General features: G+C 40.2%; 15 protein-coding genes. 10 read left to right on the top strand and 5 right to left on the bottom strand.

What is annotated here, in order from left to right; genetic code table 11:
• Positions 1-187 (top strand): IS3 family transposase (locus tag FTW16_RS21250; protein WP_146492384.1); only part of this gene is annotated, 187 nt, incomplete at its 5' end.
• Between the two features lie 69 nt (positions 188-256).
• Here the strand turns inward: FTW16_RS21250 and FTW16_RS21245 are convergent.
• The 5 genes from FTW16_RS21245 to FTW16_RS21225 form a co-directional block, all read right to left on the bottom strand.
• Entirely contained in the window at positions 257-1408 is a 1152-nt protein-coding gene (locus FTW16_RS21245; protein WP_146492383.1) for a murein hydrolase activator EnvC family protein, read from the bottom strand.
• A gap of 132 nt (positions 1409-1540) precedes the next feature.
• Complete coding sequence (gene cysE, locus FTW16_RS21240) at positions 1541-2362, bottom strand: serine O-acetyltransferase (protein WP_146492382.1); 822 nt, start codon at positions 2360-2362, stop codon at positions 1541-1543.
• A 276-nt stretch (positions 2363-2638) separates the two neighbouring features.
• Positions 2639-3685 carry an NAD(P)H-dependent glycerol-3-phosphate dehydrogenase gene (gpsA, locus tag FTW16_RS21235; RefSeq protein WP_146492381.1) on the bottom strand — a complete coding sequence of 349 codons (1047 nt, stop codon included), beginning with the start codon at positions 3683-3685 and terminating at the stop codon, positions 2639-2641.
• A gap of 178 nt (positions 3686-3863) precedes the next feature.
• Positions 3864-4331 (bottom strand): protein-export chaperone SecB, encoded by a 468-nt coding sequence (gene secB, locus FTW16_RS21230; RefSeq protein ID WP_009847959.1) that lies wholly within the window; start codon positions 4329-4331, stop codon positions 3864-3866.
• Positions 4332-4453: 122 nt separating this feature from the next.
• Positions 4454-4888, bottom strand: a complete 435-nt coding sequence (locus FTW16_RS21225; protein ID WP_048612491.1) for a rhodanese-like domain-containing protein — start codon at positions 4886-4888, stop codon at positions 4454-4456.
• A gap of 330 nt (positions 4889-5218) precedes the next feature.
• Between FTW16_RS21225 and FTW16_RS21220 the strand changes: the two genes are divergently transcribed.
• From FTW16_RS21220 to FTW16_RS21180, 9 genes are all read left to right on the top strand, one after another.
• Positions 5219-6451, top strand: coding sequence for an exopolysaccharide biosynthesis polyprenyl glycosylphosphotransferase (locus FTW16_RS21220; RefSeq protein ID WP_146492380.1), 1233 nt, complete (start codon positions 5219-5221; stop codon positions 6449-6451).
• Positions 6452-6456: 5 nt separating this feature from the next.
• The gene (locus tag FTW16_RS21215; protein ID WP_146492379.1) at positions 6457-7200 is read left to right on the top strand and encodes a glycosyltransferase family 2 protein; all 744 of its coding nucleotides are present in this window, start codon (positions 6457-6459) and stop codon (positions 7198-7200) included.
• Entirely contained in the window at positions 7201-8454 is a 1254-nt protein-coding gene (locus FTW16_RS21210) for a hypothetical protein (protein WP_146492378.1), read from the top strand.
• Positions 8448-9392, top strand: coding sequence for a D-glucuronyl C5-epimerase family protein (locus tag FTW16_RS21205; protein ID WP_146492377.1), 945 nt, complete (start codon positions 8448-8450; stop codon positions 9390-9392). The genes FTW16_RS21210 and FTW16_RS21205 overlap by 7 nt, the downstream gene beginning before the upstream one ends.
• Entirely contained in the window at positions 9392-10270 is an 879-nt protein-coding gene (locus FTW16_RS21200) for a glycosyltransferase family 2 protein (protein WP_146492376.1), read from the top strand. Before FTW16_RS21205 ends, FTW16_RS21200 begins: the two co-directional genes overlap by 1 nt.
• 500 nt (positions 10271-10770) lie before the next feature.
• Positions 10771-11895 (top strand): LPS O-antigen chain length determinant protein WzzB, encoded by a 1125-nt coding sequence (locus tag FTW16_RS21195; RefSeq protein WP_409994454.1) that lies wholly within the window; start codon positions 10771-10773, stop codon positions 11893-11895.
• A 779-nt stretch (positions 11896-12674) separates the two neighbouring features.
• Positions 12675-13217 carry an outer membrane beta-barrel protein gene (locus FTW16_RS21190; protein WP_048663159.1) on the top strand — a complete coding sequence of 181 codons (543 nt, stop codon included), beginning with the start codon at positions 12675-12677 and terminating at the stop codon, positions 13215-13217.
• A 19-nt stretch (positions 13218-13236) separates the two neighbouring features.
• Positions 13237-14130, top strand: coding sequence for a serine/threonine protein kinase (locus FTW16_RS21185; RefSeq protein ID WP_146492374.1), 894 nt, complete (start codon positions 13237-13239; stop codon positions 14128-14130).
• 165 nt (positions 14131-14295) lie between these two features.
• Entirely contained in the window at positions 14296-16413 is a 2118-nt protein-coding gene (locus FTW16_RS21180; protein ID WP_146492373.1) for a YjbH domain-containing protein, read from the top strand.
• The last annotated feature ends 57 nt before the right edge of the window (positions 16414-16470 follow it).

Below are 16470 nucleotides of genomic sequence, written 5' to 3'. Positions count from 1 at the left end.
GGATAACGCTTGTTCCGAAAGCTTCTTTGCGCAATATAAGAAAGAGTGGATGAACAACTTAGATCGGCTTTCACGACAAGAAATGACGATGCAAAGTCGAATTTATATCGATACCTATTATAATCCAGTAAGAAGACATGGGACTCTAGGTGGAGTGAGTCCCATGGACTTTGAACTAATCAACTAAACCCCTGTGTCTACTTTTTAGGGGCCATATCACTTTTCGTATCTCGGTTACTCGCATCCCGCATCTGCTTTATCTAACCAACCAACTCTTCGGATTTTGAGCTTGGCTGTTTCTACGGATTTCAAAATACAGTGATGGGCGAGTTTGGCCGCCAGTGTCACCAGCAAGCGCAATCGCTTCACCCGCTTTAACCTTGTCACCTTCTTTCTTTAGTAGTGCTTGGTTAAAGCCATAGAGCGTCATATCACCTTTACCATGGTCGAGAAGAACCACTAAACCATAACCGCGCAGATACTCGGCAAATACCACCGTGCCTGAGTAAACCGATTTCACCTGCTGACCGTACTTGGCGTTGATCACCATGCCTTTCCAGTTGATTTGACCCGTTTGGCGAGAACCGTAGCTATGTAGAACTTTATCTTTGATCGGCCAAGGGAGCTTACCTTTGCGTTTTGCTAGGCCATCCATCGGGACTGCATTACGTCGTTCTCGAGCTGCTTTTTCTGCTTTCGCAATTTCGGCTTTCAGGCGAGTTTCATTGCGCTGAAGCTCTGCCAGGTAATTCTTGTCACCCGAGATGTTTTTCTTGATGCTACCAACTGTTTTCTTACGTTGTGTTTGGGTTTTGGCTAACGTATCGCGCTTGGTGGTTTGCTGTTTTAGCAGTGTTGCTATCTGTTCTTGCTCGAGTTGGCGCTGTTTATGGCTTTCTTCTAGTTCAAGTTGAGTTTGTTCAATCGTTTTGATTGTTGCAAAGCGGGCCTTAGCAAGGTGTTGGTAATAATGACTAATACGATCTTCTTCAACGCCAGTATTTAGGATGTGCGATGAGGCTTTAGCACGGCTTGTCATGTAGTAAGTTTGAATCAGTTGCTCTAGCTTATCGGTATGGACTTTTTTCTGTGCTGTGAGCGCCTTGATCTTGGTGTCTAAGTTCGCAATATTAGCATTAGCGGTATTCAGCTGCTTTTTACTGTCTAGGATAGCTTTTTCAAGCGAAGCGATGGATAGCTCTTGTTTCTTGAGGCTTGCTTGTAGGCTATCGAGTTTTTTCTGTTGTGAGGACAGGTTTTTTTGTTGGCGAGATATTTCACTCGATACGCCCTTAAGTTCACCTTGAGATGCGGCAAATGATGACGAAGATAAAAGAGCAACACAAAGGCTGGTAGATATCAGAAGAGTCCGGCTAATGGCTCGAATTTGTTTCATCATTATCGTCATTTAGTTGTATTCATCTGCTCTTAATTTTTCGAATTTCGCTGAATCGAATCCCGCAGCGGCTTTTGAGCTCTTCGTATCTCGTTGCGTGAATCTGGTATCTGCTCTTAAGCTCTTCGTATCCCGAATCTGCTCTTAAATCCCATCACCATGAATAAAGTTCTGCGATCGACCATTGAACCCTTGGTCCATATCCAAAGATGGCTTATCTGTTTTAGGTTTTCCGACAATTTTTGCAGGAACACCTGCGACCGTAGTATGGGGAGGTACGGCTTGTAGAACCACAGAGCAAGAGCCAATCTTAGCACCTTCGCCAACTTCAATATTGCCGAGTATTTTCGCACCAGCGCCAATCATTACGCCTTCGCGGATCTTAGGATGACGATCGCCACCTTCTTTACCTGTACCGCCAAGGGTCACGTCTTGAAGGATAGAGACATCATTTTCAACGACGGCAGTTTCACCAATCACAATGCCTGTCGCATGGTCGAGCATGATCGCTTTTCCGATACGCGCTGCTGGGTGAATATCCACTTGGCAAGCAACCGAGATTTGGTTCTGTAGGTAAGTGGCAAGCGCAATACGACCTTGTTTCCATAGCCAGTTAGCCACTCGGTAACCTTGCAGAGCGTGGTAGCCTTTCAGATAAAGCAGAGGCATCGAGTACATCTCGACGGCAGGATCTCGATTTACCGTCGCACAGATATCACAAGCGGCAGCATCAACAATCGATGGGTCCTGCTTAAACGCTTGTTCAACCACTTCACGCACAGCCATTGCTGGCATTGAAGCTGTCTTTAGCTTGTTTGCTAGGATATAACTTAATGCAGCACCTAAGCTTTCGTGATTGATAATGGTGGCATGATAAAAACTCGCAAGCATAGGTTCTTGCTCCGACTGCTGTCGAGCTTCCTTCACAATGCATTGCCAAACTTTTTGTTGTTCACAGTGTTTCATTTTACCATCCATTATTTTTTAAGGGGCAGATGCTAGATTCGAAGAGCTATAAGATTAGATGCGAGTAACCGAGATTCGAGATACGAAGAACGAGATGTAAAGAACAGATTAGAGTAGCGAGATGCGGATAACGAAAAGCAGCCTTCTATAAGCGCTCAATCTGCTCTTACTCTCTTCGTATCTGCTTTTACTTTTTTCGCATCTCGATTACCCGTATCTCGTATCTACTTTTATAGCTCTTCGCATCTCGTTTACTCGAATCTCTCTACCGCTTTTCTATCTTTCTGACTTCTTGTCTCGTGCAAGTAGATCTTGTGCTGCTAAGTGTGCATCTTTCCCTTGATACAACACTTGATAAATTTGTTCAACAATTGGCATCTCAACGCCCATGCGTTCTGATAATAACCAAACTTCTTTGGTGTTGCGATAACCTTCGACAACTTGGCCAATTTCTTCTTGAGCCGTGTCGACGTCTTTACCTGAGCCTAGCGCCAAACCAAAACGGCGATTTCGCGATTGGTTATCGGTACATGTTAGTACTAGGTCGCCCAGTCCAGCCATTCCCATGAAGGTTTCTGGTTGCGCGCCAAGAGCTGCGCCCAAGCGACTCATCTCGGCTAAGCCGCGAGTGATAAGCGCGGTACGTGCATTAGCACCAAAGCCAATACCATCCGACATGCCAGCGCCAATTGCGATGACATTTTTAACGGCGCCGCCAAGCTGCATACCAATGAAATCTGAGTTTGCGTACACGCGGAATGTTTTACCGCAGTGGATTTTTTCTTGAAGCTCTTCTAGGAAAACTTCATCTGGTGAAGCTACAGAGATAGCCGTTGGCATGCCCATCGCTAACTCTTTGGCGAAGGTTGGGCCTGATAAAACAGCTAACGAGTACCCATCACCAAGCACATCGTGTGCGACATCTTTGAGTAGGCGGCCGGTTTCTGGCTCTAACCCTTTCGTTGCCCAGCAGATACGAGAGTTCGTAGTTAAGTGAGGTTTAAGGCTATTTAAAACGATACCAAACACGTGGCTAGGAACGACAACGAGAAGGTCGCGACTTGCTGTTACCGCTTTCTCAAGATCTGACTCGATGATTAGGCTTTCTGGGAAGTCGATATTGGGCAGAAACTCATTATTCGCACGCTCTGATTCAAGGCGATTCATATGAACAGGGTCATGACCCCAAAGAACAACGTTTGCACAGTTACGCGCTAGCGATATCGCTAAAGAGGTTCCGTAAGAGCCTGCGCCGATGACAGTCATGGCGATGTCTTTGCCGTAAGCGTCTGCCGTGTTAGTCGGGTGAGTTGTTTCTGTCATGCTTCCACCTAAAAATAATGAGGGAAATCGAAGAGTTCTGGAAAAGCTTTCCACTAAAGTAAGAAGAGCTTTCAATCTTAGTACAGTGTAAAGAAAAAATGCACACCGCAGAAGTTGCGATGTGCATTTAAAAGCTAACTAGCGTTTGAATCGTTAGAGTTAAGTTCTACTTTGAGACCTAAGCCTGTTCGCCTTCAGCTTGCTGAGCTTGGTTTTGTAGGTAATTCATGAACAAAGCATCAAAGTTTACTGGTGCAAGGTTCAATTGTGGGAACGTACCTTTAACTACTAGGCTAGAAATTGTTTCACGAGCGTACGGGAATAGGATGTTCGGGCAGAATGCACCTAGGCAATGAGCCAGTTGGCCCGCTTCCATTTCGCTTGCAGAGAAGATACCGCCTTGTTGAACTTCACAAAGGAATGCTGTGTCTTCTGCGTTCTTAACTGTAACCGTTAGACGTAGAATTACTTCGTACACGCCTTCGCCAAGTTCACGGCTTTGAGTGTCTAGGTCCAGTTTTACATCTGGGTTCCACTCTTTTTGAAACATGTCTGGAGAGTTTGGCGCTTCGAAAGATACGTCTTTTAGGAAGATACGTTGGATTGCGAAGTTTTGTTGTGCGTCTTGTTGTGCTGCTTCAGCCATTTTCTTGTCCTTAAAAATTTATAATTAGGTTTTGCTCGCCATATAGCCGAACAAAACCTTAAAGTCATATTCGTGTAATCAGGTCAGCTTACTGCTTGTCGTTAACGGTTTATTACCTTTAACTACTTCTTGCCTTTAACTAAAGGAAGGTTAGCTTCGCTCCAAGCCACTAAGCCGCTTTTCAGTACGCTTACGTTTTCGAAACCTGCTTTAACCAGTAGGTTAGCGCTTTCTTGAGCGGTTTGACCTGTCTTGCATACTACGATGATTGGGTCTGCTTTGCGGCTTTCAAGGCTACCAAAGCTATTTGCTTTGATGTCTGACGGCAAAATGTGAACTGCGTCCGTAATATGGCCCTTTTTGAACTCATCCTTAGTACGAATATCAACCACAACACCATTTTCACGGTTAATCATGTGTGTGGTTTGCGCTGCCGTGATCTCTTTGTAGGCTGCGTTTGATGTCTTGATAACGTTCGCAATGATGGCAACAACTAAGCCGATCCATACGATGGCTAAAATCATATTCTCTTGAACAAATGGAACTAACTCTTGCATGTCTTGAACTCTTATTCGTTATGGGGCGAAAAATTATAGGGTAGGAGTATAGCGAGAAAGGGTAGGAGAATACAGAGGAAGGCTCTCTTCTCTTGTCAAACCATGTGGGTGATTGTTTTTTTGTATATCACACCCATAGCTTTATTTATTAAATACAGTCTAGTAATTATTATTTTTAAATGTAAAAGGAAGTGCTACGTAATGTGTGATCCACATAACCTTCCGCGTATGAACTGCAAAATTACCAGCCTCATGGCACTAAGACATTTCGCATATTGTATGATAGACTCTTAGCTATATGTCGTACTTTTATTGAACTCGTTAAGCAAGATGAAAAAACTACTTGGAAACTCGATTTTTGCACATGGACTTGGATTGTCTATAGCCACATCATACATGCTACTAACCTCTTCTTACCAATGGGGGGACTTGCCAAACACGGTAGAAAACAGCATTGTAATTTGTTTGATCGGCTATTTGACAACTGCCAACATACTTCCTCGTATTAGTAAATATCTATTAGTTGAACGTAAGTATTACATACTACCTGTATTAGCTACTGTCTACGCAATTGCTCTCATACTTATTCTTCTAACGCGAATTGACTATTCAAGACCTGTAATTATTCATGGCTTTTTTATAAGCTTTTTGATCTTATATAGTTTGAGTATGATGTTAAAAGATCATCGAAAGCTAAGACTGGCTGCGATTAATAACTTTGACATTCAAGATTTTGATAGTAGTAGGAAAATTGAATTATACGAAGTCAAAGAGTTCGTTCAATTACCTAGCAGTCACGATGGGCTGGTATTAGATTTACATAAAGAACTTACTATTAAACAGTCTAAGTTTGTTGCTGATTGCAGTATTAATAGTATCCCTGTATTCCACTCTGAAAGTATTCGAGAAATGGTTGATGGGAAAGTTCAGACCTCACACCTATCTGAAAATAGTATAGGCACTCTTCAGCCTAATCCAATCTACAGCGGCTTAAAGCGAGTTTGGGAGTCGATCCTAATTATAGCGACCTTCCCTATTACAATACCAATTATGTTGATAACCGCAATAATCATTAAAATTGAGAATCAGGGTCCAGCAATTTTTATTCAAGAGCGAATAGGGCAAGGGGGGAGAGCGTTTAAGATATATAAGTTTAGAAGCATGACTGTACGCGCTAAAAACGCCAAATCTAAATTTGCCACAGAAGAGCAAGCTCGAGTTACTCGTATTGGTAAAATTATTCGAAAAGTGCGTATCGATGAATTACCTCAATTCTTCAACGTTTTAAAGGGAGAAATGTCCCTTATTGGTCCCAGGCCTGAGCAAGAATCGTTTGTAAAGCAGTTTGAAAAAGAGATTCCTTTTTACGGGTATAGGCATATGGTTAAACCTGGAATTACTGGTTGGGCACAAACAGTTCAAGGTTATGCTGATGATACAGAGTCTACTACTGAAAAGTTAGCTCATGATCTTTATTACATTAAGCATCTTTCATTTTGGCTAGATATGAATATAGTTATCAAAACAGTGCGAACTATGTTGACAGGGTTTGGGGCTAAGTAATTGTTATGTCAATAGAAGTTTCGATTGTTACCCCCGCTTATAACTCTTTAAAATATTTATCGAAGACGTATGAAAGTATTCGTGGGCAGACATTTAAAAATTGGGAGTGGGTTGTAACCGATGATTGCTCTGAAGATGGTACATATGAATGGTTAAAGGAAATCGCTTCTACAGATTCGAGAGTTATAGTTGAACAAAATATCTTGAATCAAGGGGCAGGGTTTTCTCGCAACCAAAGTATCCTGAAAGCAAAAGGAAGATTTATTGCATTTTTAGATGCTGATGACATGTGGCATAAAGATAAATTAATGTTACAGGTCGCTTTCATGAAGGAGAAAAATCTTCCCTTCACTTATACATGTTACCAAAAGTTTAGCGATAAAGGTGCGAGAGGTATAGTCATACCTCCAGATAAAATTGATTATGATGGGTTACTGGTAAGTAATACAATTGGTTGCCTTACAGCGATGTATGATACTAACTTGCTGGGCAAGAGATATATGCCTCTAATTCGGAAGCGACAAGATATGGGGTTGTGGCTGAACCTATTAAAGGATATCCCTTACGCCTACTGTTTAAATCAGAGTTTGGCTTACTATAGGACAGACTCTGGAATGACGAAAAATAAATTTTCTGTATTAAAGTATCAATGGTTATTTTATCGAGAGGTGGAGAAATTAAGCTTAATAAAAATAGCGTATGTTTTCCCCATTTATATGTATAAAGGCTTTAGGAAAAATAAGATATAAATGAAGAGAGTCATAGTTCCGAGCTATTTATTTATAGTGATATTAGTTGTTATGGTGGTTTTCCCTCTTTTTCCTGAAATAATGAAAAGTTCACAGTCGCATATAATGAGGTTGATATTGTGTGTCACTTTTTTTTCTTTGTTTTCGGTGAGAAAACTGGAGAAAAGGGCTTTTATTTTTATCGGAATAGCGGCAATACAGTGTTTATTGATGTTTCTTGGCTTTGCCAAAGAAATTACTACTGAATATATCGCTATTCATTATATTATCACTATAACAACTCCTCTTATATTTTTTGCGTTAATGGTGGGTATGTACTCATTAGTTCGTGAAGATATGGATAACGGTATTGCTATTATAATTGATGGTTTTAAATGTCTAGTCATTATATCTTTGGCATACTCTTTGTTTGAGTTGTTATTTATAACTAACATTTATCAGTCATCCATTGTCGGAATGTATAAAAGGCTTGATAATAACTCAATTCAAACAACGATAACAACGTTCTTTGGGACAACTTATTTTGCGGGCTATTTTTACACATCTCTATTTTTTGTGTTCTTTTCCATCGCATGTGTAAGCAAGAAAATGCAAGACTATACATACTCTATTGTGTTGCTTTTCTTGGTTTTTATGTCACAAAGTAAAATTATGCTTTTGACGGTTGTTGTAGGTGGGTTCTTAATTATCTTACTAGCGAATAATCGAAAGTTGAAGATTATTCTTTTTGTGTTATCGGTATTACTACTAGCTTTAGTATATCATATTGACTCTTTTGTTAATCTGTTGTTCTCTCTAAATATAAATTCTGCGAAGTCATTAGCTATACTTATAGATAGGCCAGGGTACTCATATACACTACTTGCGAGAATCGAACAAATCAATTTTGCAATATTAGCTGTGGCAAACAATGCATTGTTTGGTGCTGGTATTGGTAAGGGAATTCTACTTGAATCTTGGATAGCTAAAATACTTTACCAAATGGGAGGTCTTGGTGTAATTACATTCCTGTCACAGGTAATAGTTTTAACTGTTTTCAACTATTTAAACTACAAGCGTGCTTCAAATGAACACAATAAAGGTATAGCATTAGGGTTGTTGGTATGGTCACTATGTTTACCTTTATCTCAACTAAGTAGTTACACTTTTTATCTATCAAAAATGGGTATCCTGTCAGCAGTATTAATTATACTTACATTGGCACTGTACGAATACGAAGTTAAAATGAAAAGAAACAGTAATCAATTATGTTGAAAAAATTTATTAAAAAAGCCTATAGAGATTTTACCAATCCATTGAAATATACCCTTTCCTCTGAGGAAGAGCTTGAGATGGGTTACTACTACTTTAAGTTTTCTACTAAAGAATTACTAGCGGGTGGTAGTCAAGATTTTAGTTTTGATGAGCAGGGTATTCCTATTATTCCACATTACATGTCTAATTGTAATAAGAAACATTATTACCCAATATCTATCGGGCAGTATGGACTAGCGGTTTTACATGACTACTTTTCTGGTGATGAAGCCGCCTTTAAGCAATTTATCAATATAGCTGATTGGTTCTTAGCCAATCAGACTGAAGATGGTTATTGGCTATCCTATACTGATATGTCTAAATTTGAATTAGAAATGCCGTGGACTTCGGCTATGACTCAAGGCAGAGCTATATCTCTTCTAACGAGAGCGTATAGGATAACAGGAGACCATCGTTATTTAGATGCATCTATCAAAGCTTTTTCAACATTCAAACAAACATCATGCCCATTTGTTACCAAATTAAGTGAAGATAAATACTTTTATCAGGAATACCCTGGAAAGAAAGAGAGTAATGTTTTAAATGGTATGGTGTTTTGTATGTGGGGGTTGTATGATCTCTTCGATGTAACCAAAGATAAAGAAGTAAAGGAGTACTTCGATAAAGGTATTAATGCTGTTGTTGATAAAATAGAAGAGTATGACATTAATGGTTGGAGTATCTATGATTTATTTCACAAATCAACAGGTAGTCCAATTAATTATTGTACAGCACACTATCATGATATACATATTAAACAATTACGTGTTCTAGGTTCATTGACAAATAATCAAGCTTTAGTGCATAAAAGTGAAGTGTGGAGTAGCAACGCAACTAAGAATAAGTTGTTAATTGCATACTATAATAAAATTAAAGTTCTCGTGTTTAGGAGAAAATAATGATTAAAGTTTCAGTAATTATTCCCCACTTCAATAATGTAGTTAGTCTGTCAAAACTGTTAATGAGTATTCCTGAGCAAAAGGATATTCAGGTCTTAGTAGTCGATGATAACAGTAGCGTATCAATTGAAAATGTTAAACTAACCTTCCCACAGGTCGAATTTTACATTAATGAGAGTTTAAAAAAAGGTGCTGGGGCAGCTAGAAACGTTGGCTTAAAGCACGCGAAAGGAGAGTATCTGTTATTCGCTGACTCGGATGACTATTTCATAGATGGAGCCTTTGAAATTATTGCTAATGTAATTAATAATGAAGTATTTGATATTTGTTATTTTTCGCCAGTGTCTCTAAATCTAGAGAGCTCTAGACCTTCAAAAAGGCATATACCTTATAAAAGTTTAGTTGATAATTTTCTAACCTATAACGACTCTAAAATTCGATACCATTTTTACGTGCCTTGGAGTAAGCTCGTTAAACATACACTAGTTAGTGATAATGACATTAACTTTGAGGAGATAATTGCTTCTAATGATATAAACTTCTCAATGAAAGTAGGTTATTACGCAAAAAAGGTCATAGCATCAAAGGAAAGTATCTATTGCGTAACAGAGGGGGAAACTGATTCCTCCCTAACTAAGACTTTGTCAAAAGATAATATTGAGTCTAGGTTTTATGCTATTTCTCGTTTCAATGATTTCTTATCATGTGAGCAGCTTCCTCAATACCAGTGTAGTATGAGTCAGCATCTATTGAATACGCTTATTTATGATAAAAGTAAATTTATCCTTAGAGTGAGGTTTTGTGTACGAAATAGATACCCTATAAATGTTGGATATGATTCGATAAAAAAATACTTTAAGAAAAAGTTGTTTAATTAACTTATTTCGATAAGAAAAGCTTTTGAAATATTATGATATGTTAAATAATTAATTGGAAGAATATCTAATAGGGCTGTATAGCTCTTAGGGCTGATTGAGGTGATTGGATGACTGTTTATAGCGGTTAATAAGTTCCGAAAGCCGATTCTCGCTATTGACTAAGATGTATACGAAACGGCGCGCTCTATCTCTAAGTTTAATTACGCAACAAAGCCCGATGGCGTAGAAGTTTATGAAGAAATCATTCGATGTTATTTAAAGTATCAAGAGAAGTAAAGAGCGCGTGTAAGTGCAACAGCTAGCGCTGGACTAATCAAAGGCCCCTTTTTGTATGAGCAGTTCCTAAGCTCTCTTATTTAGGCCTGTTTAGCTCGGTTCCTGCTCCGGGAAAACTGGATTTACGTTAACTAGTCGTGAAAGTTTACAAATCATACGATACTAACAGAATGTCGTGTGATAGCATCTTCACGTTGTTAAATTTGAGTTTTGAGAGAGATATAGTGAAGCGGCAAATACAGGTACAGACCGACCATTTAGAAACCACCCTCATGAACGATAAAAGTAATGAAGTTGACATTGGAGAGCTAATCAAAGCAGTGTGGCATGGCAAGCTAGTTGTAATGTTGGTTACATTTTTATTTGCTTTAGGTGGTGTTGTCTTGGCATTGTCAACTCAAGAGTGGTGGTCTACTAGCGCTAAAATTACAGAGGCGCAGCCACAGAATTTGGTTAAATATCAACAGCAAGTTAAGCAATTTCAACCTGTTTTTAATGTTTATCAAGATGACGGTACCGTGCTGGTAAGCAATGAGTTGGATAATTTAGTTGATTCGAAATTATTATTTAAAAGTTTTGTTGACACATTCAATTCAAGCAATAATAAGCGAAGTTTCTTAAATGGAAATGAAAAGTTCCACGATCTCAATAAAACGCTGTCTTTGGATGATCCTGAAGTGACCGGAGATACTGCTCGTATTCTGTATTCGCAATGGTCTGATAGAATTACCGCATTGCTTTCAGAGCGAACTAATCGAAACTCCCCATATCTTGTGAGTTTTCAATCGATGACACAAGAAAGTAGTTTCGACTTGTTATTAGCTTATATTTCAGCTACAGAATCTAACGTTCACCAGGACGCCTTTAATAACCTACAGGCTGTAATCAGTGGTAAACGTAATGAATTGATTCAACAGAAAGCAATACTGGAGACTCAAGCAAAAAACCAGTTGTTGGTAGAAACCGAGAGAGCTAGGTATGCTATGGAAATTGCGAAAGCTGCAGGCGTAGAGGCACCGATACAAGTTGGTAGTAATGGAGAGTTATTTGGTATTGATTTAGGTGCTAAAGGCTTAAAGGCGAAAGTTCAAGCTTTAGAGTCAGTGAAAAACTTAAGTGTGATTGAACCCCGACTGCAACAGATCAATGCTAAATTGAGCATGCTAAGTAATTTAAATATCGATAGAAGTGTCAAATTCCAAATGTTTCGCTACCTCGAAAATGCTGAGCAGCCAACTACTAGAGACAAACCAAAGAGAGCGCTTATTGTCGTTATGGCTACGCTATTCGGTGGTATGTTGGGTGTTGCAATTGTCCTTATACGCTTTATGTTTCGAAAAGAAGATTAGCTCTTACTTCAATGGCTAGTGTTTATACACTAGCCATTTTTTATTCCCCTTACCTACTATCTCCTGAGCCACGGCCTACACAGCGAATGGCTATCGTAACTCCAACCAAATACTGATTCCTAACGTTTGGCGGATTAGGGTTGCTTCTCCTTAACACATAGAATGAAAGACCGACCTCCGTACATCACTAAACCCGTATTAAGTAAAAATGCGGGCGACTGTGTTCAATTTTCCCCATTCATCTTTTTACTCCTTTCTGACGCAATCCTGACGTTTTTTTGAATCGTTGTGGTCCGTTTATTAATTATACATTTACTTGATAGCGGTAATTACCTATCATAATGTTCAATTAGTTGTTTAATCAGAGTAATTCCTTTTTAGGTTATCTATCGTTGAATAGATGGTCTTAGTTGGATATTGAAAGCAAAGCAGCAATTTTCTGGTGCTGGTACCTTCTGAGTACCATTTTTGTAGTGTCATACGAAAAGATTATGCTAGCAGCTCGCTTGCTGCATACAAAGCAAGCTACTCTCAAGTTCTTTGTGCTTGTTAAACAACATTGAGAAATCTGGCGAAATTCAAAAAGTACAGTATTGAGCTGTCTGTAGCTTCTAGCTTCAGCATTCAATATTGTGCACTTGCGTCAGTAGTTTTGGTACGGAATGGCGTGTATGAGTGTCTGCTTTTGGGGCTTTCATACAAAAACTGATTAGACTATCGCTTAGATTTGCTAGGAAAATCAGCCTCAGTTCAGTTTGAAATATGGAAGATATAATTATATGAAAATGCAGTGGTTAGCTAGGGTTTCACCTTTGTTGTTGCTATCAGCAACAGCTGTTGGAGCTGAAAATTTATACGTGGGCGCTAAAGTAGGTAGTGTAACTGCCGATAACTTTGCACCACTAGTAGAGAGCCGTACGGCTATTGACGACTCAGACACATCTTACGGTTTGTTTGTGGGTTATCAATTATTGGACACCTTGTCCATAGAAGGCAGCTACAACTATCTTGGTGAATATAACCTTAAAGATATTGCCGGTGGTAGTTACGATGCAAGTACCTTTGATGTGCTGCTTAAAGCCTCTGGTAACATAAACGATAGTCTAGCGTTATATGCTAAAGGTGGCTTCGCTATTTATGACTGGAACGCAAACGGCCCAGGCGTGGAGTCTGATGATTCTGGTGTGATTCCAACAATCGCTTTCGGTTCTGAATACTCGATTACACCATCAATGAAGGTTGGTTTAGAGTATCAATTCTATGATGGTATTGGTGGTGTTAACATCGATTCATTTAATGTTGCCTTGTCTCATAGCTTTTAATCATTTGTAGGGATAAATTGTGAAATATAAAATTTTAGCGTTATCAGTCGTTGGTGCAATCCTTGGTGGTTGTGGCAGTGACAACAACAACAGCGTGCCACCTGAGCAAGCGTACCGCAATATTATGGCATTCGACCCTGCAATTATGGGTATGAAAGGCACATTCAGCTGTGATGATGGTACAACCGGTTCTCTTGAAGAAACAAACTACTACGGTGTTTCTGAAGTTACTGAGCTTACCGTTCTTAACTACCCTGAAACTTGTTCGTTTGCTTACGCTGCAACAGCGGATGCAGTTGACGTTTCTAACGGCAAAGACATGAGCAAGGTGAGCTACAAGTTCCCTAAAGGCTTAGCAAACTACGACGACCTTGTGACATCTTCTCCAATCTCAACTTTGATTGAGAAAGAGCTAGATGGCCAGCCATATACCGAAGCTACAGGTGTCCAAGTGCTTACAGATCTTGGCTTAGATGGCTTGCTGAACAATGGTGTTACTTCTGTAGCTGACTTCCTACGTCGTACACAAGAAATTATTGAAGACCTTCCTGCATCTCAAGCTAGCCTAGTGTCAGCAACAGCAGCGGTACTATCAGACGTACTTGTAGTAAGCCCGAATGCATCAGCAACTGAGGTATCAGCAGCAACTGTTGTAATCGCAGAAAAAGTCATTGAAGAGAACCCTGCTTACCCTGAAGCTCCTAATGGCGACACAATTTACTTGGACCTAACTGAAGATCCGAAGTTGATCGAAGACGTAGTTGCAGATCCAAACACTCCAGTGGTTCTTCCACCTTCAAAACCAGCTGAGCCTGTTCCAGACCCAGATGAAGGTACTAAGCCACCAACTGGCGGTACTGGTGGTACTGGTGGTACTGGCGGCGGCGGTTCTGCTGGTGGCCCAGGCGCTTAGTATAGGTATCAATAATAAAAGGCACCACACGGTGCCTTTTTTGCATGCTGTTACTATCAACATAGTCACAATTAAGCATAGTCACTATCAAACTCTGTCACCATTAAACGTAGTCACTAACAAAAATAGTCACTGTCAAATACGGTTAAAACCTATTGTATCCCAATGAAAATACTCAGTTATTCTAAAAACGCATCTTTCATAGCATCTCTTAGCGCATTAGCTATCGCTTCTAATGCCTATGCCGTCGATAACTTGATGTCGTCCCAAAGTTATACCGGCGCAATCATTGTGCCTAATGCTCAAGTGATGGACACTGGCGACATCTCTTACCTCTATGGTCAAGGCGTACCATACAAGGGAAAAACCAGTGAGTTAGATAACATATTATTTAGCGTTGGTTTATTCGATGGGTTTGAGGCTGCGGGTCGAATTGTCACAAAAACTTATGACTGTCACCTCTACCCAAATGTACCGAATTACAATCCTAATTGTGGTAATGGTATTCGTGACTTATCGGCATCGTTTAAATACCAACTTCCATTCGTTAAAGATTGGACAGGGTTTGATTTTGCCATCGGTGTTCAAGATTTAGGTGGCGCGGCCAGCAATTTTGAAACCTACTACGCGGTAGCCGATTTTGAGCCTGACTTTGTCCCTGCAAGGTTTAGTGCCGGTTATGGTAAATCAGAGGTGAGCCATGGCGTTCTAAACGGGCCCTTTGCCAGCTTAGAATATCAGCCGTTGGATTTTGTACAGCTGATTGCAGAGCACGACTCTCACCAATTTAACGCTGGCTTGAAGGTGTTCACACCAGAAAACTACCTGCCACTGGATACGCAGTTATCTTTTCAATACCAGTTTTACACCAGTGGTAATGCCGATATAGACATTTGGTCTGTGGCTGCATCCGCTCCTTTAATGGGCTTCTCTGAATCTCGCCGAGTGAATGAGTTAACCCTAGAAGACAAGATCGCAGTAGAACAAGCGCATCATAAATTTGCCGGTATGGTTCAACTTAAAAAAGCACTGGTTGATGAAGGCTTTCTTAACGTCAGAATTTCGGCTGATGATATTGGTTTAAACGTAGCACTGGAAAACCGACGTTATAATCGCAACCAAGTCGATGGTGTGGGTGTTGCGTTGGGTATTATCTCTTCCTATGTGGGAGAAGGTATGCTTCAAGACCTCGGGGTTAAAAATTACCAACAACAAAACATTCGCCTGTTTAACTTGGTGAACGACATGCCGATGATGGAAGTGATCACCAGTGCCCCATGTTATCGTGAATTTGTAAAAACGGGTGAACCTTGCAAAACCCTTCTTGTTCGCACATCAGATGTGAAAAAGAGTTATGCAAAAGCAAATTTTGATAAAGAGGTGGCTCGTTCTGGCTTTGGCCGCACGCAGGTGATAGTTTCTCCTGCTTTGTATCACAATACCGCTACAGAGTACGGTGTATTTGACTACTCTTTAGCACTTGCCACTAACTTATACACACCTCTTTGGAAAGGCGCCGCGTTGGATGTTCGACACCTAATGCCACTGGCAGAGAGTGATGACTTTGAAGAGGGCGAAATTTGGGGCGACGACGCGTTTGAAAATGAAGTCGACAGGATTCTTTTCCACCAGGCATTCCAATTGCCTTACAACCTCACGACTCAATTCTCATTCGGACAAGTTTACGGAAACTTCCAGGGCTTCTTGAACGAAACGCAGTATGTGAGCAAAAGCGGTCGTCATATTCTAGGTACTGAATATGGTAACTTTTCTGCTCAAGATAAGTTTGATTCAAGAGGGAAAGCCATCTTAGATGCAACTCCAATGATTGGTCATTATGCTTATTTAAGACCAGATTGGAATTGGCAAGGAAAAGTAGAAGTCGGTCAATTCTGGAAGGGCGACGAAGGGGGGCGTGTGACCACAAGTCATTGGTTGGGGGATGTAAGAGTTGATGCGTCATACCAGACCACAAAAGCGGTAGGCAGCAGTGAAGCCGAAGACTTTGTGACTCTGGGTATCGCGATTCCTTTAACATTATGGCGCGACATGAGTCCAGGCTATGTTCAATTACGAGGGGTAGACCAATTTGTATATAACTTACAAACCCGTGTAGGTGAGACTCACAATAATTTAGGTGAGGGTTTAGGCTTAAATGTTGCTTTGCAACACAACCTTGAAAGGCAGTACTTCAACCGTAACCGCATCGGTGCAAGTTACTACTATGAAAACCGACAGCGCTTACGCAACGCTTACCTAAAATATTTAGAAGCAGTAAAATAATTTAGCGTAACATCTAAAACTAAGAGCCAGCACCTCTGAAGTGACCCCGTAAAGTTG

Source organism: Vibrio sp. T20 (assembly GCF_007858795.1).
In the GTDB taxonomy this organism is placed as follows: domain Bacteria; phylum Pseudomonadota; class Gammaproteobacteria; order Enterobacterales; family Vibrionaceae; genus Vibrio; species Vibrio satsumensis.
Note: the sequence above shows the minus strand (reverse complement) of the source record. Positions and strands in the feature narration are given on the sequence as shown.

Bases quoted from the DNA above. Each gene is read 5' to 3' on its own strand.
- FTW16_RS21245 (WP_146492383.1), bottom strand. From the start codon at position 1,408: ATGACGATAATGATGAAACAAATTCGAGCCATTAGCCGGACTCTTCTG.
- cysE (WP_146492382.1), bottom strand. From the start codon at position 2,362: ATGAAACACTGTGAACAACAAAAAGTTTGGCAATGCATTGTGAAGGAA.
- gpsA (WP_146492381.1), bottom strand. From the start codon at position 3,685: ATGACAGAAACAACTCACCCGACTAACACGGCAGACGCTTACGGCAAA.
- secB (WP_009847959.1), bottom strand. From the start codon at position 4,331: ATGGCTGAAGCAGCACAACAAGACGCACAACAAAACTTCGCAATCCAA.
- FTW16_RS21225 (WP_048612491.1), bottom strand. From the start codon at position 4,888: ATGCAAGAGTTAGTTCCATTTGTTCAAGAGAATATGATTTTAGCCATC.
- FTW16_RS21220 (WP_146492380.1), top strand. From the start codon at position 5,219: ATGAAAAAACTACTTGGAAACTCGATTTTTGCACATGGACTTGGATTG.
- FTW16_RS21215 (WP_146492379.1), top strand. From the start codon at position 6,457: ATGTCAATAGAAGTTTCGATTGTTACCCCCGCTTATAACTCTTTAAAA.
- FTW16_RS21210 (WP_146492378.1), top strand. From the start codon at position 7,201: ATGAAGAGAGTCATAGTTCCGAGCTATTTATTTATAGTGATATTAGTT.
- FTW16_RS21205 (WP_146492377.1), top strand. From the start codon at position 8,448: ATGTTGAAAAAATTTATTAAAAAAGCCTATAGAGATTTTACCAATCCA.
- FTW16_RS21200 (WP_146492376.1), top strand. From the start codon at position 9,392: ATGATTAAAGTTTCAGTAATTATTCCCCACTTCAATAATGTAGTTAGT.
- FTW16_RS21190 (WP_048663159.1), top strand. From the start codon at position 12,675: ATGAAAATGCAGTGGTTAGCTAGGGTTTCACCTTTGTTGTTGCTATCA.
- FTW16_RS21180 (WP_146492373.1), top strand. From the start codon at position 14,296: ATGAAAATACTCAGTTATTCTAAAAACGCATCTTTCATAGCATCTCTT.